At 70.2% G+C, this 19,854-nt stretch carries 20 protein-coding genes; 8 read left to right on the top strand and 12 right to left on the bottom strand.

The window, feature by feature from the left end:
* Window positions 1-10: 10 nt before the first annotated feature.
* The 3 genes from KBX34_RS21480 to KBX34_RS21490 form a co-directional block, all read right to left on the bottom strand.
* Complete coding sequence (locus KBX34_RS21480) at window positions 11-778, bottom strand: glycerophosphodiester phosphodiesterase (RefSeq protein WP_210794037.1); 768 nt, start codon at window positions 776-778, stop codon at window positions 11-13.
* A 124-nt stretch (window positions 779-902) separates the two neighbouring features.
* On the bottom strand, window positions 903-1,487 hold the full coding sequence (locus KBX34_RS21485) for a TetR/AcrR family transcriptional regulator (RefSeq protein WP_210794038.1): 585 nt from the start codon (window positions 1,485-1,487) through the stop codon (window positions 903-905).
* A gap of 67 nt (window positions 1,488-1,554) precedes the next feature.
* Window positions 1,555-2,328, bottom strand: coding sequence for a 1-acyl-sn-glycerol-3-phosphate acyltransferase (locus KBX34_RS21490; RefSeq protein ID WP_210794039.1), 774 nt, complete (start codon window positions 2,326-2,328; stop codon window positions 1,555-1,557).
* 190 nt (window positions 2,329-2,518) lie between these two features.
* Here KBX34_RS21490 and KBX34_RS21495 point away from each other — a divergent pair, with 190 nt between their 5' ends.
* The 3 genes from KBX34_RS21495 to eis all read left to right on the top strand — a co-directional run bounded on the left by KBX34_RS21495 (window position 2,519) and on the right by eis (window position 6,215).
* A complete protein-coding gene (locus tag KBX34_RS21495; RefSeq protein ID WP_088948218.1) occupies window positions 2,519-3,934 on the top strand; it encodes a cytochrome ubiquinol oxidase subunit I in 1,416 nt (471 codons plus the stop codon).
* Window positions 3,935-3,948: 14 nt separating this feature from the next.
* On the top strand, window positions 3,949-4,947 hold the full coding sequence (gene cydB / locus KBX34_RS21500; RefSeq protein ID WP_088948219.1) for a cytochrome d ubiquinol oxidase subunit II: 999 nt from the start codon (window positions 3,949-3,951) through the stop codon (window positions 4,945-4,947).
* Window positions 4,948-5,021: 74 nt separating this feature from the next.
* Entirely contained in the window at window positions 5,022-6,215 is a 1,194-nt protein-coding gene (eis, locus tag KBX34_RS21505) for an enhanced intracellular survival protein Eis (protein WP_210926547.1), read from the top strand.
* Between the two features lie 238 nt (window positions 6,216-6,453).
* On the opposite strand, the gene KBX34_RS21510 is transcribed toward eis, so the two are convergent.
* Window positions 6,454-7,113 (bottom strand): response regulator transcription factor, encoded by a 660-nt coding sequence (locus tag KBX34_RS21510; RefSeq protein WP_210926549.1) that lies wholly within the window; start codon window positions 7,111-7,113, stop codon window positions 6,454-6,456.
* Entirely contained in the window at window positions 7,101-8,288 is a 1,188-nt protein-coding gene (locus KBX34_RS21515; RefSeq protein ID WP_210926550.1) for a sensor histidine kinase, read from the bottom strand. The genes KBX34_RS21510 and KBX34_RS21515 overlap by 13 nt, the downstream gene beginning before the upstream one ends.
* 158 nt (window positions 8,289-8,446) lie before the next feature.
* On the opposite strand from KBX34_RS21515, the gene KBX34_RS21520 reads away from it, so the two are divergent.
* Window positions 8,447-9,289, top strand: coding sequence for an ABC transporter ATP-binding protein (locus KBX34_RS21520; protein WP_210926551.1), 843 nt, complete (start codon window positions 8,447-8,449; stop codon window positions 9,287-9,289).
* On the top strand, window positions 9,289-11,856 hold the full coding sequence (locus KBX34_RS21525) for an ABC transporter permease (RefSeq protein ID WP_210926552.1): 2,568 nt from the start codon (window positions 9,289-9,291) through the stop codon (window positions 11,854-11,856). Before KBX34_RS21520 ends, KBX34_RS21525 begins: the two co-directional genes overlap by 1 nt.
* A gap of 328 nt (window positions 11,857-12,184) precedes the next feature.
* On the opposite strand, the gene KBX34_RS21530 is transcribed toward KBX34_RS21525, so the two are convergent.
* Window positions 12,185-12,646, bottom strand: a complete 462-nt coding sequence (locus tag KBX34_RS21530; RefSeq protein ID WP_210926553.1) for a MarR family winged helix-turn-helix transcriptional regulator — start codon at window positions 12,644-12,646, stop codon at window positions 12,185-12,187.
* Window positions 12,647-12,742: 96 nt separating this feature from the next.
* Here KBX34_RS21530 and KBX34_RS21535 point away from each other — a divergent pair, with 96 nt between their 5' ends.
* Window positions 12,743-13,195, top strand: coding sequence for a MarR family winged helix-turn-helix transcriptional regulator (locus KBX34_RS21535; RefSeq protein ID WP_088948222.1), 453 nt, complete (start codon window positions 12,743-12,745; stop codon window positions 13,193-13,195).
* Window positions 13,196-13,201: 6 nt separating this feature from the next.
* Here KBX34_RS21535 and KBX34_RS21540 read toward each other — a convergent pair whose 3' ends face one another.
* The 3 genes from KBX34_RS21540 to KBX34_RS21550 form a co-directional block, all read right to left on the bottom strand.
* Window positions 13,202-13,888 carry a hypothetical protein gene (locus tag KBX34_RS21540; protein ID WP_210794046.1) on the bottom strand — a complete coding sequence of 229 codons (687 nt, stop codon included), beginning with the start codon at window positions 13,886-13,888 and terminating at the stop codon, window positions 13,202-13,204.
* An 83-nt stretch (window positions 13,889-13,971) separates the two neighbouring features.
* On the bottom strand, window positions 13,972-14,433 hold the full coding sequence (locus KBX34_RS21545) for a peroxiredoxin (RefSeq protein ID WP_141909441.1): 462 nt from the start codon (window positions 14,431-14,433) through the stop codon (window positions 13,972-13,974).
* A gap of 45 nt (window positions 14,434-14,478) precedes the next feature.
* Window positions 14,479-15,312, bottom strand: a complete 834-nt coding sequence (locus tag KBX34_RS21550) for a patatin-like phospholipase family protein (protein WP_099853597.1) — start codon at window positions 15,310-15,312, stop codon at window positions 14,479-14,481.
* Between the two features lie 88 nt (window positions 15,313-15,400).
* Between KBX34_RS21550 and KBX34_RS21555 the strand changes: the two genes are divergently transcribed.
* The gene (locus tag KBX34_RS21555; RefSeq protein ID WP_210926554.1) at window positions 15,401-16,129 is read left to right on the top strand and encodes an SDR family NAD(P)-dependent oxidoreductase; all 729 of its coding nucleotides are present in this window, start codon (window positions 15,401-15,403) and stop codon (window positions 16,127-16,129) included.
* 37 nt (window positions 16,130-16,166) lie between these two features.
* Here the strand turns inward: KBX34_RS21555 and KBX34_RS34065 are convergent, their stop codons facing one another.
* The 3 genes from KBX34_RS34065 to zwf form a co-directional block, all read right to left on the bottom strand.
* Complete coding sequence (locus tag KBX34_RS34065; protein WP_255508866.1) at window positions 16,167-16,292, bottom strand: hypothetical protein; 126 nt, start codon at window positions 16,290-16,292, stop codon at window positions 16,167-16,169.
* Window positions 16,289-17,701 (bottom strand): OFA family MFS transporter, encoded by a 1,413-nt coding sequence (locus tag KBX34_RS21560; protein WP_088948227.1) that lies wholly within the window; start codon window positions 17,699-17,701, stop codon window positions 16,289-16,291. Before KBX34_RS21560 ends, KBX34_RS34065 begins: the two co-directional genes overlap by 4 nt.
* A gap of 139 nt (window positions 17,702-17,840) precedes the next feature.
* A complete protein-coding gene (zwf, locus tag KBX34_RS21565; protein ID WP_210926556.1) occupies window positions 17,841-19,220 on the bottom strand; it encodes a glucose-6-phosphate dehydrogenase in 1,380 nt (459 codons plus the stop codon).
* A 230-nt stretch (window positions 19,221-19,450) separates the two neighbouring features.
* Between zwf and KBX34_RS21570 the strand changes: the two genes are divergently transcribed.
* The coding region (locus tag KBX34_RS21570) for an NAD(P)-dependent oxidoreductase (protein WP_210926557.1) at window positions 19,451-19,854 on the top strand (404 nt) is incomplete at its 3' end.

Genomic DNA, 19,854 nt, shown 5'->3' on the forward strand with positions numbered 1-19,854 from the left:
CCTTCGATGGTCAGGCGGCCCAGTGGCCGCGGCTGCGGTAGACGTCGCGCAGCACGCCGACGTGATCGGTCATGATGCCATCCACGCCACGATCCAGTAAGTCGTGCATCTGGGCTGGTTCGTCGATCGTCCAGACGTGCACCTGCAGGCCGATCCGGTGGCAGTAGTCGAGGAACCGGCGGTCCACCACCGGCACCCGCCCGTAGCTCGGCGGCACCTGCGCGGCGACCACCGACGGGGGCAGTCGCAGCGGGCGTCCGTGCAGGGAGGCGAGCCGCAGCCGGGCGACCCCGCGCATGCCGAGGCTGGTGGCGACGCGCCCTTCGGTGAGCGCGCGCAGCCGGGTCAGGCGGGCGTCGCTGAACGAGGCCAGCAGCACCCGGTCGGCGGCGCCGGCCCGGGTCACGGTGGCGACCGTCGGCGCGACGCCGCTGTCGGCCTTCACGTCGATGTTGAAGCGGACCTGCGGCCAGGCGCCGAGCACCTCGTCGAGCCGGGGTACGACGGCAGCGCCGCCGACGCGTACCGAGGCGAGGTCGGCCCAGCTCATCTCGGCGATGCGCCCCGCCTCACCGGTGACCCGTCGCAGCGTCGGGTCGTGGAAGATCACCGCGACGCCGTCCGCGGTGGCGTGCACGTCGGTTTCCACGTACCGGTAGCCGAGCCCGATGGCCCGGGCGAACGCCTCGGTGGTGTTCTCATCGCCCTCGGCGGCGCCGCCACGGTGGGCGAACGCCAGCGGCGCGGGCGCGTCGAGGTAGCCGGGTCGGGTCAACACGCGACGCAGTATGCCCTCGGCGGGTGGCCGGTGGGTGGCCGGCCGGCGTCTGTCGCCCGCTCGCGCCGCCGTCCGGACCCGCCGAGCTGACCAGCGGGAGGCGATGCGGTCGGCGCCCGGAGGTTCAGCCGGTGGGTCGGTGGATCAGCTGGAGGCTGCGCCGGATGCGGTCGCGGAACTCGCCCCTGGTGGCCGCGGTCGATTTCCAGGTCAGGGCGGCGGAGAAGAGCAGATCCATCACGTCGTGTCCGGTCAGGTCGGCGTGCAGCAGGCCGGGTGGGGCGAGGGCGGTGATGTGGGCGCTCAGCGTCGCCCGGGCCCGCTCCTGGTAGTCGTGGAACATCGAGCCCAACCGGGGTTCGCTGTTCTCCAGCAGTTCGTTGAGGTCGCGGGCCAGCGGGGTGTCGATGTAGGGGCCCATCAGCGCGTCGAGCGCGGCCACGATGCCCGCGTCGAAGCTCAGCGAGCGGTCGGCGAGGTTGACTTCCATGGCCCGCTGGGCGCGCTCCAGGACGCCCTGCATGGTGGCGCGGTACAACTCTTCCTTGTTGGGGAACATCAGGTAAAGGCCAGGGCGGGAAATGCCGGCCGCCCTGGCTACGGACTCCATGGACGTCTTCTGGAACCCGTAGCGGCCGAACACCCCGACCGCCGCCACGAGGACTGTTGCGCGCTTCGGGTCTTCGACGTCCATCTCAGTGTTGCTCACGGTAGACAGATTAGATGATCTTGCAAAAATTATCTAATCTGTCAGCCCGCGGGCGCGGCCAGCAACATCATCCCTGGTTGCGGCGGTGGGCGCGACTCGAGTCGCTGGGCCGACCGGGGTCGACGTGCCGGGGCAGGTCGGGTTCGTCGGGCCGCAGCGGTGCGAGGGTGTCGGTGAGCGCGTCGATGATCCGACCGGTGGCCCGGCGGGCGGCCCCGGGGCTCGCGGCGCTCGACTCGCCGAGGTCGACGGGCGCGCCGAAGTGCACCCGGATCACCGGGCGGCGCCACAGCGAGCGGGCGATGCCGCGCAGCATGCCCCGGGGCGCCCGGTAGGGCAGCACCTCGTGGGCGCCCCACTGGGCGACCGGTATGACCGGGGCGCCGCAGGCCAGCGCGAGTCGGGCCGTGCCGGTCTTGCCGCTTTCGGGCCACATGCCGGGGTCCAGGCCGATGCGCCCCTCGGGGTAGATGAGGATCACCGACCCGCGCGCGACGGCGGTGGCGGCATCGTCGAGGGCCCGGTGCACGGCGCTGGTGCCCCGGTCGACGCGGATGTGCCCGGCGTGGCGCATGGCGGCGCCGAGCACCGGGGCGCGGAACAGGCCGGCGGTCGCCATGATCCGGGGGGCGATGCCCCGGGTGTGGCAGGCGGCGGCCATCACGACCGGGTCGAACGGGCTGATGTGGTTGGCGGCCAGCACCAGCGGGCCACGACGCAGGTGCGCCGGGACGTCGCCGGTGACCTCAAGGCGGGCCAGCAGGCCGACCAGGGCCCGGGTCAGCAGGAGGGCGCCGCGCCAGATCAGCGGCGGTTGCCAGGGGGAGTGCGCGGTGTCCATCAGCGCGACATCGTCGCACGCGGCGGTGTGGTCGCGAGGGCGGGTCGGCGGGTTGCCCAGGTCCGTGGTCCGGGGTGATCAGGGTCATTGGTCCCGGGACGGTTCGGGCCGCCCGGCCCTGCCCAATCGTCTACGACGAGCAGTAGTATTTACTACGTCTCGTAGTACGAACAGCAGCTGGGGGTTTCAGGTGGACGCGTTGGACGTCGCCCGGTGGCAATTCGGTGTCACCACCGTCTACCACTTTCTCTTCGTGCCACTGACCATCGGTCTGTCGGTGCTGGTGGCCATCCTGCAGACGTTGTGGCACCGCACCGGCAACGAGCGGTACCTGAAACTCACCAAGTTCTACGGCAAGCTGTTCCTGATCAACTTCGCGATGGGCGTGGTCACCGGCATCGTGCAGGAGTTCCAGTTCGGCATGAACTGGAGCGACTACTCCCGCTTCGTCGGCGACATCTTCGGCGCACCCCTGGCCATCGAGGCGCTGGTCGCGTTCTTCCTCGAATCCACCTTCATCGGCCTGTGGATCTTCGGCTGGGACCGGCTGCCCAAGCGGGCGCACCTGGCCAGCATCTGGGCCGCCGCGATCGGCACCAACCTGTCCGCGTACTTCATCCTCGCGGCGAACTCGTTCATGCAGAACCCGGTCGGCTACCGCATCAACCCCGACAGCGGGCGCGCCGAGCTGACCGACTTCCCGGCCGTGCTGACCAACAAGGTCGCCCTGATCACCTTCCCGCACACCCTGGCCGGCTCGTTCCTGGTCGCCGGGTCGCTGGTCGTCGCGGTCGGCCTCTGGCACGTGATCCGCAACCGCGACTCCGCCGACACCGGCGCCTACCGCTTCGCCACGAAGTTCGGCTCCTGGGTGGTCCTGGTCGCCTCCGCGGCCGTGCTGTTCACCGGCGACATCCAGGGCAAGATCATGACGGACGTGCAGCCGATGAAGATGGCCGCCGCCGAGGGCCTCTACACCACCGAGAGCCCCGCCTCGTTCTCCGTACTCACCATCGGCAGCCTCGACGGCAGCCGCGAGGTGTTCGCCCTCAAGATCCCGTACCTGCTGTCGTACCTGGGCACCGGCGACCCGAACGGCACCGTGCAGGGCATCAACGACCTGCAGGCCCAGTACGCCACCCAGTACGGCGCGGGCAGCTACACCCCGATCATCCCGGTCACCTACTGGAGCTTCCGCTTCATGATCGCCTTCGGGATGGCCGCCGGGGCCATCGCCCTGCTGGTGCTCTGGAGCCAGCGCAAGGGCCGCACCCCGAGCAGCAAGTGGCTGCTGCGCGCCGGGCTGGCCATGCCGGTACTGCCGTTGCTGGCCAACTCCTTCGGCTGGATCTTCACCGAGATGGGCCGCCAGCCGTGGATCGTGTTCGGCGAGATGCTCACCCGCAACGGGGTGTCCCGCAGCGTCTCGTTGGCCGAGGTGCTCACCTCGTTCACCGCCTTCACGCTCATCTACGCCACCCTCGCCGTGATCGAGGTGAAGCTGCTGCTGCGCTACGCCAAGGCCGGCGTGCCCGACGTCAGCGAAGAGCACCCCATCGACGACACCCACGACGACGCCGAGCGCCCGCTCGCCTTCGCCTACTGATCCCGGAGCCCATCGTGGAACTGACCACCATCTGGTTTCTCCTCGTCGCCGTGCTGTTCACCGGGTACTTCATCCTGGAGGGCTTCGACTTCGGCGTCGGCATGCTGCTGCCCGTCCTGGGCCGCGACGACCGTGAGCGCCGCGTCCTGATCAACACCATCGGCCCGGTCTGGGACGGCAACGAGGTGTGGCTGATCACCGCCGGTGGTGCCATGTTCGCCGCGTTCCCCGAGTGGTACGCCACCCTGTTCTCCGGCTTCTACCTGCCGCTGCTGCTGATCCTGCTGGCCCTGATCGTCCGGGGGGTCGCCTTCGAATACCGGCACAAGCGCCCGGAGGCGTCCTGGAAGCGCCGCTGGGACACCGCGATCGTGGTCGGCTCGCTGCTGCCGGCGATCCTGTGGGGCGTCGCCTTCGCCAACATCCTGCGCGGGGTGCCGCTGGACGCCGACCACGAGTACGTCGGTGGCCTGGTGGACCTGCTCAACCCGTACGCCCTGCTCGGTGGCGCGACCACCCTGGCGTTGTTCCTCACCCACGGCGCGGTGTTCCTGGCCCTGAAGACCACCGGTGACATCCGCGAGCGCGCGGGCGCGCTCGCGGTGCGCCTGGGCGTCGGCGCCGCCGTGCTCGCCGTCGGGTTCCTGACCTGGACGCTGAGCATCCGCTCCAGCGCGGCGGCCGTCGTGCTCGCCGTCGGCGCGGCCCTCGCCCTGCTCGGTGGTCTGGCCGCCGCCCGGGTACGCCGGGAGGGCTGGGCGTTCGCCGGCACCGCCGTGGCGATCGGCCTGGCCGTGGCGACCCTGTTCGCGGCGTTGTTCCCGAACGTGCTGCCGTCCACGCTGGACGCGGCCGGCACGCTGACGGCCACCAACGCCGCCTCCACCCCGTACACCCTGAAGATCATGACCTGGGTGGCGGTGATCTTCACTCCGATCGTGCTGGCCTACCAGGGCTGGACCTACTGGGTGTTCCGCAAGCGCATCGGTGTGGCCAACATCCCGCAGCACTGACCGGCGGCCGGGGGAGCACGCCGCCCTGCGGAAAATCGGCGGTCGTCGGGAGTCGCCCCCGCTAGGGTGTGCCGATGCCCGACCCCGTGCACGTTCGTGAACTCACCACCGACGACCTCGACGCCGCCTGGGAGCTGGGACGGATCGCGTTCGGCGCCACCTCGGAGCGAGCCGCCAGCACCACCGTCGCGGTGCCCGGCATGAGCCGCTACGGCGCGTTCGACGACAGCGGTCGGCTCGTCGGCAAGGCCGTCGACCTGCACCACGACCAGTGGTGGTCGGGCCGGGCGGTGCCGGCCGCCGACGTCGCCGGTGTGGCGGTCGCCCCCGAGGCCCGGGGGCGGGGCGTGGGCCGCGCCATGCTCACCGGTCTGCTGCGCGGGGCCCACGAGCGGGGGGCGGCGATCAGCGCGCTCTACCCGACCGTCGCCGCCCCCTACCGGGCCTGTGGGTGGGAGGCCGCCGGTGTGCTGCGTACCGTCGATCTGGCCACCGCCGCGCTGCCCCGGCACCGGCCCTCCCCGGACCTGACCGTGCGGGCCGGCGCGGTGGCCGACCTGCCCGCCGTCGCCGACCTGTACGAGCGGGTCGCCCGGTGCCGCAACGGCATGCTGACCCGCCGGGGCGAGCTGTTCGACTTCTTCGCCGCCGACCGGGGGCTGCCCGGCGACGGTCTCACCCTCGTCGAGCGCGACGGCGACCTGGTCGGCTACGCCACCTGGCAGCGGGGATCGGGCTACGGCGCCGACTCGGTGCTCACCGTCGACGAGGCTCTGGCCGTCACCGCCGAGGCCGCGCGGGAGCTCGTCGGGGTGCTCGGCAGTTGGGCCAGTGTCGCGCCGACGCTGCGGCTGTGCCCGCTCGACGGCGACGCCGTCAGCCCTCACCTGCCGTTGGAGTCGGCCCGCGACCACGAGCGGGACCTGTGGATGCACCGACCCGTCGACGTCGCCCGAGCGGTGAGCGCGCGGGGGTGGCCCGCCCACGCCCGGGGCGTCGTCGATTTCGGCCTCACCGACACCCTCGCCGAGTGGAACACCGGCACCTGGCGGTTGAGCGTCGCCGACGGCGCGGCCGAGCTGACCCGGGTCGACGGCGAGGCCGACCTGCGGTTGGACGTACGCGGCTTCGCCCTGCTCTACGCCGGCGCCGCGCGGGCCCGCGCGGTCGCGCAGGCCGGGCTGCTGCACCACAGCACCGGTGTCGACCCGGCCGCGCTCGACCTCCTGGGCGCTGGCGGGCCGGCGCAGTTGCTCGACTACTTCTGACCGTCGGCTGATGGCTTCTGCCTCCGAAGTGGGAACTCGGCGGCGGCGGCGGACAGGTACAGGTGTGACAGCCGAGTGGTGTCGCAGCTCGGGCGGCGAGACGTCGCCGCGCGCAGTCAACCTGGCTATGCCGGCCCTCGGCTTGAATACGGTGGGTTGCTATCGGCCGCTCCGCGACACTGGTGCGGTGTCGGCTTCTGACGATGAGCGTCTGGCGGGCGGCGAATCACCGGCCTGCTCAGTCGCCGTCGATCTGGCCCGCGCCGTTGAGGTAGGTGAGCACGGCGAGGACACGGCGGTGGCCGCTGTCGGTGACGGCGAGCCCGAGCTTGTTGAAGATGTTGCCGATGTGCTTGTGCACGGCGTTGTCGGTGATGACAAGCCGGTCAGCGATGGTGTTGTTGTCGTGTCCCTGGGCCATCAGTGCGAGTACCTCACGTTCGCGGGGAGTGAGGACGGCGATCGGGTCGCTGCGGCTGGCGAGGAGTTGGGCGATGACTTCAGTGTCCATGGCGGTGCCGCCGGCGGCCACTCGGCGCAGCGCGTCGACGAACTCGTCCACCCGGCTGACGCGATCTTTGAGGAGGTAGCCGACGCCGCCGCCGGTGGTGGCGAGTAGTTCCGCGGCGTACTGCTGCTCGACGTACTGCGACAGCACCAGGACCGGTAGGCCAGGGTGCTCTCGGCGGGCCTGAAGGGCGGCTCGGATGCCCTCGTCGCGAAATGACGGCGGTAGCCGGACGTCGACGATGGTGACGTCGGGCCGGTGGTCCCGCACGGCGGCGAGGAAGCCCGCCGCGTCGCCCGCGATGGCGGCGATGTCGAACCCCACGCTGTTGAGTAGCAGTTCCAGTCCGGTGGCCAGCAGCACATTGTCTTCGGCGATTACGACCCGCATGGCAGCTCCATGGTGATCGTTGTAGGCCCGCCGGCCGGGCTATCGACGTCGAGGGTGCCGTCGAACGCGAGCACACGGCGACGGATCCCGGCCAGGCCGGTGCCCAGCCGATCGTCGGCGCCGCCAGCGCCGTTGTCGGTGATCACCACCGATAGTCGGTCTGCCTGACGGCTCACCCGTACGCCGGCCGTAGTCGCTTGGCTGTGTTTGGCGACGTTGGTGAGTGCCTCGGCGACGGCGAAGTAGACGACGGCCTCCACGGCAGCCGGTACTGTGTCGAGGTTGTCGATGTCCAGCCGGGTTGGTACGCCACAGCGAGCCGTCACTGCGGTCAGTGCACCGGTGAGGCCGCGGTCGGCGAGGATCGGCGGATAGACGGTCCGGATCACGTCGCGGAGTTCGGTCATCGCCTCCTCGGTTCCTTCGTGTGCGTCCCGAAGAAGTTCTTCCAGGAACTGCTCGTTTCGTGGGTTTTCGGACAGTGCTCGCCGGGCCACGGCCAGCCGCATCGCGATGGCCACCAGCCGCGCCTGGGTGCCGTCGTGCAGGTCGCGCTCGATCCGGCGTAGCTCTGCGCCGTGTGCGTCGAGCACGTCTGCCCGGGTGCGGGTCAACACGGCGACCCGGTCGGCGAGCTGTTCGGCCGTCGAGTGCGACAGCACTACCAGGCAGATCCGGGCATGTGCGCGAGCGATCGGTGCGAAGGCCAGGTACGCCAGCGCGGTGAGCAGGAGGATCTGCAGTGCACCGAGGGTGAGGGCTGTCGCCCAATTGGTCACCGGGACATCGATGAACAACCGTGGCCGATTCTCCGGCGCGAACGCCCACCACAGTGGTGTGGCGAGTGCGGCGGTCAGGAGGTTACCCACGCACAGCAGCGTGAGTAGGCCGAGCGCCACTCCGGTGATGGCGTTCACCGGCAGCCAGAGCAGGTCGCGGGGCGTTGCCGGATCGGCCCATGCTCGGCGCCCCGTCAGGTGCAGAACAGGGCGCGGTGCCAACGGCGTCTCGAGCAGTCGGCCGGCGCGGTCACGGTGCCAGTTCGCCCATCGCCGGGCGAGCCTCGGATGGCATAGCAGCGGCAGTGCGAGCAGCGTGGCGATCCCGGTGGCCAGTGATCCCAGGAGGTAGGTTCCGCCACGCCACACCTGCACCCACGGCCGACCCGACGTCACAGGATGCCCTTTCTGCGTGCCCTCCTTGGGGCCGCGTTCACGACACCGCGTCAAGTTTGCCCGGTGGCCGCCGCCCGTGGCACTACAGCCACCTGTACCTCACATCCGGTGGTACGGGGTATCGGCATCCGACGGTCGCGGAATTTAGCGTCGGACGCATGAAGTTCAACAGCAGAAACCCATCGAGACGACGCGGGGCGCTGGTCGAGGCCACCGCGGCCCAGTCGCTACGGCCGGGTGCACTGCCGACATTCAGAACACCATCGTGCGCGGTGCAATTGGATTCGGTGTCAAAATTATACGGGTCGGGGAGGAACGAGGTACGCGCTCTCGACGGGGTGACAGCCGGATTCCCGCGAGGTACGTTCACCGCCGTCATGGGTCCGTCCGGGTCCGGCAAGAGCACGTTTCTGAACTGCGCGGCCGGTCTGGACCGTCCGACATCGGGCCGGGTCGTGCTGGGTGACACGGATCTGTCCGGCCGGTCGGAGACCGAGTTGACCGAGCTACGCCGCGACCGGATCGGGTTCGTCTTTCAGGCGTACAACCTGCTCGGTGCGCTGACCGTGGCGGACAATGTCACGTTGCCCCTCCGGTTGGCCGAGAAACCGGTCGATGCCGAGCAACTGGCGAGCGTCCTCGCTGCGGTCGGGCTCGCCGAGCATCACGACCGGCGCCCGAGTCAGCTCTCCGGCGGCCAGCAACAGCGGGTGGCGATCGCGAGAGCTCTCATCAGCCGGCCCGATCTGGTGTGCGCCGACGAGCCGACGGGCGCGCTGGACAGCCTTAACGGCCGCCAAGTCCTGGCACTGCTCAGGAAGATCGTCGACCACCTGGGGCAGACCGTGCTGATGGTGACGCACGATCCGGTCGCGGCCGCGCAGGCCGACACCGTGGTTTTTCTCGCCGACGGCCGGTTGGCCGGCGAGATGACCCGACCGTCCGTCGAGCAGATCGCCGAGCGGATGACTCACCTGGGGGAGCAGGGAGTCGCCGCGTGATGTCGAAGCGCATGCTGGCGCTGGCCTGGAAGACGGTCAAAGGGCGGAAGGGCGGGTTCGTCGCGGCATTCGTCGCGGTGCTGTTCGGCTCGGCGGTGATCACGGCCTGCGGGATCCTGCTGGAGAGCAGCGAGCGCTCGGGCGTGCCGACCGAGCGTTACCAGGCTGCCGACCTGGTGGTGGGCGCCTCGCAGGCAATGCCGGTGGCCGACGACGTAGATCCCAGGTTCGGCGAGCGGGCCACCCTGCCGGCCGCCCGGGTCGGCGACATCGCGCGAGTGCCTGGTGTCCGATCGGCGATCGCCGACGTCAACGTCCCGGTCAGCCTCGTGACGACGGACGCCGAGGTGCTCGCCGGGCCGGACGGCACCCCCGCGCTCGGGCATGGTTGGCAGTCGGCCGTGCTCGGCCCGTTCACCACGAGCACCGGCCGGGCACCGGCCGGGCCGGACGATGTGGTGCTGGACTCCGCGCTGGCCGAGCGGGCCGGCGTTACCGTCGGCGCGTCGGTGCGACTCGCGGTCGGCTCGAACACGTCGATGTACCGGGTGACAGGCATCGCGGGTCTGCCTGGAGGCCGACTCGCCCGGCAGTCCGCACTGTTCTTCACCGATGATCGGGCCCGAGAGCTGACTGGCCAACCGGACCGGGTGGACGCGATTGGCGTGCTGGCCGCACCCGGAGTCAGTGCCGACGAGTTGGCAAGCGCCATCAAGTCGGCAGTTCCCGATGCGGTCGTCTACACCGGCAGCGACCGAAGCGAGGCCGAGTTCCTCGACATCGGCACCACGCGTTCGTTCATCAGCGAGCTGTCCCTGGCGTTCGGCGGCAGCATGATTTTGGTGATCATGATCGTTGTGGCGAGCACACTCGCCCTGTCCGTTCGGCAACGGATGCGGGAGCTGGCGCTGCTGAGGGCGATCGGCGCGACCCCGAAGCAGGTGCTCGGCATGATCGCCGCAGAGACCATGGTGGTGGGCACGCTCGGAGCAGTGCTGGGCGTGATTCCCGGCATCGGCCTCAGCTTCCTCCTCCGCGAAACCTTCATCCTGGTCGGCGCGGTACCAGACGACTTTGAACTGTCGATCAGCCCGCTGCCGGTACTCCCGGCGATGGTGCTGTGCCTGGTCGGCGCCCGTTTGGGCGGCTGGATAGCCGCGCGGCGCGCGGCCAGGCTCAGGCCGGTGGACGCGCTCGGCGAGGCCGCGGTGGAGCCGCCCAAACTCGGGTGGCTGCGGTTGACCGTCGGCTTGCTGCTGGTCCCCGCCGGTCTCGCCATGGCGGTCGTGCTGCCATGGGTACTACCCGGTGAAGGGGCCGCTGAAAGTGCGGCCTTCTCTGCGTTCCTGCTCCTCTTCGCCGTCGCGCTGCTGGGGCCGCGGTTGCTCGGCGGTGCCGTCACCGTGCTGGGCCCCTGGTTGAGCCGCGGGTCGGGCGTCAGCGGGTTCCTTGCGACAGCGAACGCGCACGCCAACTCGCGGCGGCTTGCCGCGGCGACCACCCCTTTGATCATGGGCATCATCCTGGCCGCCGGGCAGCTCTTCAGCGGGACGACCGCGAGCTCGGCCGCGCAGGATCAGGCCGCGGACGGGCTGCGCGCGGACTACGTCGTCACATCCACGTCCGCCGGCGTGTCGCCCGAGGTCGCGGACATGCTCCAGGACGTGCCTGGCGTCTCGGCGGTGACCCCGGTCGTGCGTACACGGACGCTGGCGACCTTCGGCTCAAGCGACAGCCCTCAATTCAGGACCTACTCGTCGCAGGGGGTCACCAGTGATCAGCTCGCCGAGACCATGGATCTCGCCGTTCTCGAGGGCGATGTCGCGGATGTGCGGGGCAACACGGTGGCGTTGAGCCGGATCGCGGCGGGCACCCTCGGCGTCGCTCTCGGCGACAGCATCGGCCTTCGCCTCGGTGACGGCACACCGATCAAACCCACGGTGGTGGCGCTCTACGAGAGAGGACTCGGCCTCGGTGACGTCACGCTGCCGCACGACCTCGTCCTAGAGCACACCACCGACCGCCTGGACCTCGCGGTGCTGGTCACGGCGGCCACGGGAACCGACGCTGCGGCACTCGGCGACGCATTGCGCTCCGCCGTCCAACACCTCCCCACCGTCCGGGTCAACAACCGCGAGTCGTTCATCGCCGCGCAGAGCGCCGCAGCCGCTGGTGAGTCGGCGGTCGGCCTCATCCTCAACGCGGTCCTGCTCGGTTACCTCGCGATCGCCGTGGTGAACACCCTGGTGATGGCTACCGCCTCGCGCTTCCGCGAATTCGCCCTACTCCAACTGGTCGGCGCCACCCGCCGCCAGGTGTTCGCGATGATGCGCAGCGAGACGCGGATCATCGTTCTCGCAGCCGTGCTCATCGGCACCCTGGGCGCGATCCCGTCATTGATCGGCACAAGCATCGGACTGACCAGGACGCTGATTCCGTCTATCCCACCGCTCGTCTACCTGGGAATCGTCGCGGTCACCGCGCTGCTCGGCTCGGCCGCCATCATGACCTCCACTCGAATCGCCATGCGGGCGCAGCCGGTCAACGCGATTGGCGTTCGCGAGTGACGCCGGCGGCACTACAGGCGCCGGGTGCCACCTATCGGCCGCTCCCGGATCACGAGTACCTGCAAGTCGCGGGACAACATGCTCCAGCAGCAACGCAGTGCCGACAGCCTGACTCAAAAGGCTCTGTGCAGCCGGGTGTAACCCAAGCGGCCAGCGTGTCGTGAGCGAAGGCCCTGACCGGCGATGGCCACGCCAGTCAGGGACCGTTCGGAGGAGGAGGCCGACAGAACGCGAGTTGCGCAACTGCACCAGAAAAGGAGTCCAGCTACGGTCGCCTGGTAGCGGCGTCCGGTCAGGCCGGGTCGCCGCCAGTTCGACTTTCGCTCGGTCAGGCGGGGACCGCCGCCAGCTCGGCGTTCGCGCGTTCGGTGACGAGGGTGAGCACCCGCGCCGCCGCGCGGGCCTCGTCGGCGGGGATGTCCGCGTACAGCCGGGCACTGAGGTCGGCGACGGCGGCGACGACGCTGCGTTGGGTGGCGCGACCGGTGTCGGTGAGCGCCACCCGCGGCTTGTCGCCTCCACTCGTGGGGGACGGGCTGTCGACCTGTGCGAGGCCGGCGTCGATGAGTTGGGCGACCACCTGGTGCACGGCCGACTCGTCGATCTTGCGTGTGCTGGTGACCCGGTGCGTGAGGTGTGCGCGTTCGACGGGGCCCTGGGCGAGGGCGTGCAGCACGACCACCTGGTCGAACGTGACGCCGAGGGGGCCGATGGCCCGTTCGAGCAGGGCGCGGGTGGCGTAGTGGGCCTGGCCGATGACCTGGCCGTTGAGGGTGGGGACGGTGGACATGGAACCTCCTTCGAAACGTTGGCTACGCCAACGTTGGAGCCGCCAACGTAACACCGGATCGTGGGTCGCGCCAACGATTACTGGTAGGCTGCACCCATGGATCCCGTGGCCCCGCAGTCACCCGCCGGGCTCCGCAGCACCCCGACCTGGCTGCTCAACCAGACCGCCGGCCATGCCGCCCGCCTGCTCAGCGAGGGCTTCGCCGCCCACGACCTCCGTGGCTACCACTACCGGCTGCTCACCGCGCTCGCCGAGGACGGCCCGGCCAGTCAGGCCGACCTCGGCCGCCGCTGCGCCATCGACCGCAGCGACGTCGTCGCGGCCATCAACGACCTGGCCGGCCGAGGGCTCGTCGTGCGCGCCCCCGACCCGGCCGATCGCCGCCGCAACGTCATCAGCATCACCGACGTCGGCGCCGACGAGGCCCGCCGGCTGGGCGACACCCTCGACCGCGTCCAACGTGACCTGCTCGCCCCGCTGTCCGCCACCGAGCGCGACCAGCTGACCCGCCTGCTCACCCGGCTGCTGGCGCACCACAGCCGGCAGTGACCCGCCTCAGCGGGCCTCGCGCAACTCCGCCAACCGGGCCTCGATCTCGGCCAGCTCGGCGCGCAGCTTGTCCGCCTGCTGCTCCGCCTCGGCCCGTTCGGTGCCGAGGATCTGCTCCACCGCCTCCTGCACACCCGGCACGTCGACCAGGCCCACCATCTTCAACGCCTCCGCCGGCTTCACCACGTACGGCTTCGCCAGGGCCTTGCTGCCCTGCTGCGCGGCGACGGTCCACTCACCGTCGGCGTACGCCAGCGTCACCGTGAGACCCGCGGGACCCTTCGGCTTGACGGCCTTGACCGCCCGCCGCGCCGGCGGCTTCTCGGTCTGCTCCACCTTCGGCTCCTCCTGTCGCTGCGCGGGCACCCGCGGCGTGTCCAACACGAACTCCGGCGCCGCCGCCACCGGCGACTCCTGCGGCTCCGGCTCCGGTTTCGGCTCCACCACCCGACGCGTCACACCCTTGGGCGCCACGGCCAAGTCCGCGGGGGAGAACGGCAACTCGTCGCGGCCGAAACGCACCACCACGAACTCGTCGGACACCTCGGGGTCGGTCAGCTCGATCACCTGACCGACCTGACCGGCGATCTGCCCCGCCGACGCGGTGAACACCACCCGCGGCTTACGCCCGGCAGCCAACGCCTCCCGGATGCTCTGCACCTCGCTAGTGGACAAACCCTGGCCGGCATCCATCACAACCCTCTTCCGTACACCTGTTTGATTGCTGTCTTGATACCAGCCGGCTGCGACACCCGCCGCACAGGGCTCGCGCCCACTCAGCCGCCCAACGCCCGCAGCGCCCGGTCCGCGTGGTCGTTCATGCTGACCTCGCTGTGGATCACCTCGATGACCCGACTGTCGGCGCCGATGACGAACGTCATCCGCTTCGTGCTCAACGGCCCCAACGGCAGCCGCCGCTTCACCCCGAGCTGCTGCGCCACAGTCCCGTCCTCATCCGAGAGCAGCGGATAGTCGAACCCGTTGAGCTTGGAGAACTCCGCCTGCTTCGCCACCGGGTCGCGGCTGATGCCCACCCGGGACGCGCCCAACGCCGTGAACTCCGCCGCGAGGTCCCGGAAGTGGCAGCTCTCCGCCGTGCACCCACGGGTCATCGCCCCCGGGTAGAAGAACAGCACCACCGGCCCCGCCGCCAGGAACTCCGACAGCCGCCGCGGCGTGCCCGTCTCATCAGGCAGCTCGAAATCCTCGACCACGTCGCCGACACCCACACTCGCCACCGCGCACCTCCATCGTCAGACCGGACAGGCGGTGAGCGTAAGCGATCAAGCCCAGAGCGCCGCCACCTCGTCCAGCACCGCGGCGGCCTGGGCCCGCCCGGCCCGCGCCGCACCCGCCCGCCGGGCCGGATCCAGCACGTTGCGGCCGATCGCCGTGCGCGCCGCCGCATCCGGCGTCAGCACCGACACCCGCGACCCGGCCGCCCGCAACCCGTCGACCTGCGCCGACAGCCGCGGCATCGGCCCGATCGCCGCCGACGTCGGCGCGAGCACCAGCACCCGCTCCGCGCCGGCCGCGAGGTCCGCGTTCACCGTCGAGCGCATCCCACCGTCGACGAACCGGCGCGCGCCGATCGTCACCGGCGGCCACACCCCGGGCACCGCGCAACTCGCACCCACCGCGTCCACCAGGGACACCTCGCTGTCCCGGTCGAACACCACGAACTCACCGGACGACGCGTCCACCGCCGTGACCAGCAGCCGCCGCCGCGGCCACTCCCGCTCCGGCAGGCGGGCCTCGATCACCGCGCGTCGCGACGCCTCCGACGGGGTACGCGCCGCCAACGCCATCGCCCCGATCCGGGCCCGGGAACGCGCCGCGTCGCGGGTACGACCACCAGCCCACACCAGCCGCGCCAGCGTCGCGAAGCCCAACCGCGCCGCCACCTCACTCGACGGCGGCGCCAACTGCTCCTCGTAGAACCGCTGCACCGGAAGCTCGGAGCACACCAGCGCGCCGACCACCGAACCCGCCGACGTCCCCACCACCAGGTCCGCCTCCGTGACCGGCACACCCCGCTCGACCAGACCCGCCAGCAGCCCCAACTCCCAGGCCACCCCGGTCACCCCGCCACCACCGAGCACCAAAGCCCGCCGCATGTGACTCTCCTCTCGACGACCGACCCGCGCCGGTCACGGTAGCGTCGGCACGACACCTGCGCAGCCGTCAGCACCCTGGGGAGGCACCGTGGCACCCGTCACCGTCGTCACCGGCGGTGGTCGCGGCATCGGCGCGGCCACCGCCCGCCGCCTCGCCAACGCCGGTCACCACGTCGCCCTGTGCTACCGCCGTGACGAAGCCGCCGCCACCGCCGTCCTGGCCGACCTGCGCGCCGCCGGCGCACAGGCCATCGCGGTACGCGCCGACACCACCGACCCCGACCAGGTCGCCGAGCTGTTCGACGCAGCCGCCCACCTCGGCCCGCTCACCGGCCTGGTCAACAACGCAGGGGTCACCAGCCCGATCGGGCCCTTCACCGAGTTGCGCGTCGACGACCTGCGCCGCGTCGTCGACGTCAACCTCGTCGGCTACGTCCTCTGCGCCCAGCAGGCCGCCCGCCGCCTCACCGACGGCGGCGCGATCGTCAACGTCTCGTCGGCCGCCGCGACCCTCGGCAGCCCCGGCGAATACGTGCACTACGCCGCCGTGAAGGCCGCCACCGACACCCTCACCGTCGGCCTGGCCAAGGAACTCGCCCCGAAGGGCATCCGGGTCAACGCCGTCGCACCCGGCATCGTGCGCACCGACATCCACGCCGACTCCGGCGTACCCGACCGCGCCGACACCGCCGTCGGTCGCATCCCATTGGGCCGCGCCGGCGAACCCGACGAGATCGCCGCCGCCATCGCCTGGCTGCTCAGCCCCGACGCCTCATACGCCACCGGCACGGTCCTGCGGGTCTCCGGCGGCCTCTGACCTGGCGTCACACCAGTCAGAGACCGCCGGACCCGGGTCACTGGGTGAACAGCTTCGCCGCGGTGATGACCGTCTGCGTCACCCCGTAGCCCAGCAGCGCCGCCACCACCAACCACGAAATCCACAACCGGGCCTGCTGCCCGGATCGGCTGTCGTCGCTCATCGCGTACCACTCCTCTGCGCCGTCTTGTCCTCGTCAACGTCCCGATCCGCCGACGGCTCGTGGTAGCGCTGCGGCACCGGCCGCACCAACAGGTTCGCCACGAAGCCCACCGCCAGCACCCCCACCATCGTGAACAGCGCCGGCCGGTACGCCGCCGCCGTCAACGAACCCGGCTCACCCTGCGCGTCGAGGAACCCGTTGACGATCAGCGGACCCGCGATCCCCGCCGCCGACCAGGCGGTCAACAACCGGCCGTGGATCGCACCGACCTGGAACGTGCCGAACAGATCCCGCAGGTACGCCGGCACTGTCGCGAACCCGCCGCCGTAGAACGACAGGATCACGCACGCCAACAACACGAACAGCGCCGTCGCGGTCTGCCCCACGAGAGCCAGCAGCGCGTACAGCACCATCCCGACACCCAGGTACACCATGTAGATCGGCTTGCGGCCGATGACGTCCGACGTCGACGACCACACGAACCGGCCCGCCATGTTGAACAGCGACAGCAGACCCACGAACCCGCCGGCCGCAGCGACGCTCACCGCCGAGGTGCCGTTGTCCCGGAAGAAGTCCTGGATCATCGGGCTGGCCTGCTCCAGGATGCCGATGCCCGCCGTGACGTTGCAGAACAACACCACCCACAGCAGCCAGAACGAGCGGGTCTTCACCGCGTTCGCCGCCGACACATTCGCCGTGGTGACCAGCGGTTTCGCCGCGACGCTCGCCGGGTCGAAGCCGGCCGGGCGCCAGCCCTCCGCGGGCACCCGCACGTTCGCCACCCCGAACATCATGATCGCGAAGTAACCCAGGCCGAGCGTCACGAACAACCACACCAGGGCGCTGCCCGACGCCGTCGACCCCGCGTTGGACGGGTCGTAACCGGCGTCGAAGAACGACAACAACTGCCGGGACAGGGGAGAGGCGACCATCGCCCCACCACCAAACCCCATGATCGCCAACCCGGTGGCCAGACCCGGCCGGTCCGGGAACCACTTGATCAACGTGGAGACGGGGGAGATGTACCCGATGCCCAGACCAATGCCGCCGAGCAACCCGTAGCCCAGATACAGCAACCACAGCTGCTTCGTGGCGATGCCCAGCGAACCCACCAGGAAGCCCGCCGCCCAGAAACAGGCCGAGACGAACATCGCCTTACGCGGGCCGTTCGCCTCCACCCAGGTCCCGGCCACAGCCGCGGACAACCCGAGCATCACGATCGCGATACTGAAAATCACCCCGATCGCCGTCTGACTGGCGTCGAAGTGGGCGATCAGCGAGTTCTTGTAGACGCTGGTCGCGTAGACTTGGCCGATGCAGAGGTGGATGGCCAACGCCGCCGGGGGAATGAGCCACCTGCTGTAACCGGGCGGCGCGACGGTGTGCCGACGATCGAGTGCGGAAAGCATGCGGTGCTTCCTCTCCGAGGAGGACGAAGGACGTCCCGCACAACGTGCCCACACCACACGCACACCGCAAACCTCACCGTCGCCGGACGGTCATCCCGGTGAGCTGAGCGGTCAGTCAGCGACCGCACGGACCTGACGATCAGCGCAGATCCGGGGTGTGCCAGCCGCCAGCCAACGCGTCGGCGTCCGCCGGACCCCAACTGCCCTTCTCGTACGACTGCACCGCCGCCGGCAGATCCAGGATCGGCTCGACGATGCGCCACTCCTGCTCGATCGTCTCCGCACGCGCGAAACGCAGATGCTGCCCGTCCATCGCGTCGTCGAGCAACCGCTCGTACGCCTCCTGACGGCGACCCAGCGCCATGCCGAAGTCGACCGACAGGTCCACCGCACGGCTCGCCACCTCGGCGCCCGGGCTCTTCGCCTGGATCGACATCGTGATGCCGTCACCACGCCCGAGGCGGAACCGCAACAGGTTCGCGGCCGTCACCGTGCCCCGCTCGGCCGGGATGAGCGACCGCTGCGGCTGCTTGAACTCGACCACGGCCTCCGTCGCCGTCCCCGCAAGGGACTTGCCGGCACGCAGGTAGAACGGCACACCCGCCCAGCGGGGGGAGTCGATCGTCAACCGGGTGGCCACGAACGTCTCCGTGTTCGAGTCCGCAGCGACACCCTGCTCGTCGCGGTACCCGGCGTACTGACCCCGCACCGTGGACTGCGGCGACAGCGCCTCGATCTGCCGCAGCACCGCGACCTCCGCCTCACGGAACGCGGCCGCGTCGTCAGCCGCGGGCGCCTCCATCGCCACCAGCGCGACAACCTGCAGAATGTGGTTCTGCAACACGTCACGAGTGGCGCCGACGGTGTCGTAGAAACCGGCCCGACCCTGCGTGCCGAAACCCTCGGCAAGAGTGACCTGAACGTTGTCGATGTGCTCGCTGTTCCACAACGGCTCGAACAGCCGGTTGGCGAACCGGAAGGCGTAGAGGCCCTCGACGGCTTCCTTACCGAGGTAGTGGTCGATGCGGAACACCCGCTCCGGATCGAAGGTCGCCCGCAGCGTGCGGTCCAGCTCACGGGAGGACTCCACGTCACGCCCGAACGGCTTCTCCACGATCACCCGGCCCCGGTCAGCCAGACCGACCGCCGCGAGACCATCGACGACGGCACCGAACACCGCCGGAGGAATCGCCAGGTAGAAGACCGGCCGCTCGGCACCCCGCAGACGCTCCGCCAACCGCTGATAGGTGACCGGATCCGCGTAGTTGCCGGAGATCATCGAAAGGTTCCCCGCCAGCCGGTCGAAAGTCTCGTCGTCGACCTCGTCGTTGGCCTCAGCGACCGACTTGCGGGCCATCGTGACGAGCTGTTGATCATCCCAGGGGGAGCGGGCCACCCCGATCACCGGGACGTCCAGACGGTCGCGCCGGGTCAACTCGTACAGCGCCGGGAACAGCTTCTTCGAAACGAGGTCTCCCGTGACGCCGAACAGCACGACCGCGTCTGAACGCATGCGCATGACACTTCCATTCGATCATGTAATTCTGATCTTCCGAACGGACAACGGCGCGGCCCAGCGCGAGAATTCCCCTGCGAGGGGCGCACGTGAGGTCGGCGACAGCGACGGCGCTTACCCTAAGAAGGTTCGCAGCTCAGGTGTGATGCGGGCAACGCCCCACCGTGATCGACGAAGTTCGATCATCATAATGCCTGCGAAGACCTGTCGGTAGGGGAGGAGAGACTGCCGACATGAGTCCACCCTTCGGGACCGTGGTCATCACGGGCGCCGCCGGCCGCATCGGCAGCGCACTCCGCCACGCCCTGCGCGACGACACCCGCCACCTCGTCCTCATCGATCGCGACCCACTGACCGCGCAGTCGCCGGAGGAGCGGGTCATCCGCCTGGACCTCACCGACCTCGACGCCCTGATCTCGGCGTTCGAGGGCGCTGACGTGGTGATCCACCTCGCCGGGCTGCCGGACGAGGCCCCACTCGCCGACCTGCTGGACGCCAACGTGCTGGGCACGTTCCACGTCCTCGAGGCCGCCCGCCGGCAACAGGTCGACAGGGTCGTCCTCGCCAGCAGCAACCGGGTCACCGGCTTCCACCCCGTCGGAAAGACCGTCAACCCCGAAGACCCGGTCCGACCGGA

This window comes from Micromonospora sp. M61, from assembly GCF_018070245.1.
GTDB classification, from domain to species: Bacteria; Actinomycetota; Actinomycetes; order Mycobacteriales; family Micromonosporaceae; genus Micromonospora; species Micromonospora zamorensis.

Coding starts and splice junctions, on each gene's coding strand:
- KBX34_RS21535 (WP_088948222.1), top strand. CDS start 12,743: ATGGATCCCGTGGCCCCGCAGTCACCCGCCGGGCTCCGCAGCACCCCG.
- zwf (WP_210926556.1), bottom strand. CDS start 19,220: ATGCGCATGCGTTCAGACGCGGTCGTGCTGTTCGGCGTCACGGGAGAC.
- KBX34_RS21525 (WP_210926552.1), top strand. CDS start 9,289: ATGTCGAAGCGCATGCTGGCGCTGGCCTGGAAGACGGTCAAAGGGCGG.
- KBX34_RS34065 (WP_255508866.1), bottom strand. CDS start 16,292: ATGAGCGACGACAGCCGATCCGGGCAGCAGGCCCGGTTGTGGATTTCG.
- eis (WP_210926547.1), top strand. CDS start 5,022: ATGCCCGACCCCGTGCACGTTCGTGAACTCACCACCGACGACCTCGAC.
- KBX34_RS21530 (WP_210926553.1), bottom strand. CDS start 12,646: ATGTCCACCGTCCCCACCCTCAACGGCCAGGTCATCGGCCAGGCCCAC.
- KBX34_RS21520 (WP_210926551.1), top strand. CDS start 8,447: ATGAAGTTCAACAGCAGAAACCCATCGAGACGACGCGGGGCGCTGGTC.
- KBX34_RS21550 (WP_099853597.1), bottom strand. CDS start 15,312: ATGCGGCGGGCTTTGGTGCTCGGTGGTGGCGGGGTGACCGGGGTGGCC.
- KBX34_RS21510 (WP_210926549.1), bottom strand. CDS start 7,113: ATGCGGGTCGTAATCGCCGAAGACAATGTGCTGCTGGCCACCGGACTG.
- KBX34_RS21540 (WP_210794046.1), bottom strand. CDS start 13,888: ATGGATGCCGGCCAGGGTTTGTCCACTAGCGAGGTGCAGAGCATCCGG.
- KBX34_RS21560 (WP_088948227.1), bottom strand. CDS start 17,701: ATGCTTTCCGCACTCGATCGTCGGCACACCGTCGCGCCGCCCGGTTAC.
- KBX34_RS21490 (WP_210794039.1), bottom strand. CDS start 2,328: ATGGACACCGCGCACTCCCCCTGGCAACCGCCGCTGATCTGGCGCGGC.